Genomic DNA, 370 nt, shown 5'->3' with positions numbered 1-370 from the left:
AAAGAGCCTGCCTGGGCACAAGAGTTGATCCAGCAAGTTGAAACCAGGTATGCCGTGTTAAGACAACGCGCCACTGCCTTAGCAAAAAATTCGCCGGGCGCTAAACGAGTACGAGCGCCAGCTAAACAAGACACATAGCGACGAGGTGTGACAACATGACAGCATCTGTAGCGGCCACTGAAATGGCGAAACTGGGGAAATGTGAAGCGATGATCAAGAAAGTCGCCAGCCATCCTCGCCCTGCCCTGTCAAAGCGCCCACAATCGCTACAGGGGACAGATAGCACTCTTCGGGGTGAGTTCGCCCATTTCCGGTATGAAGCGGCAGCCCTGCGCTTCATGAGCAGCACTGCGGGGGCTAAGCGTCGCAT

1 protein-coding gene is annotated in these 370 nt (G+C 55.4%); it reads left to right on the top strand.

The window, feature by feature from the left end; all coding sequences use genetic code 11:
* Positions 1–155 precede the first annotated feature (155 nt).
* Positions 156–370, top strand: a 215-nt coding sequence (locus BHE89_RS22080; RefSeq protein ID WP_128860270.1) for a hypothetical protein, incomplete at its 3' end; no start/stop codon positions are given.

The sequence above is a fragment of the Shigella sp. FC1967 genome (genome assembly GCF_001743005.1).
Taxonomy (GTDB): domain Bacteria; phylum Pseudomonadota; class Gammaproteobacteria; order Enterobacterales; family Enterobacteriaceae; genus Proteus.
Note: the sequence above shows the minus strand (reverse complement) of the source record. Positions and strands in the feature narration are given on the sequence as shown.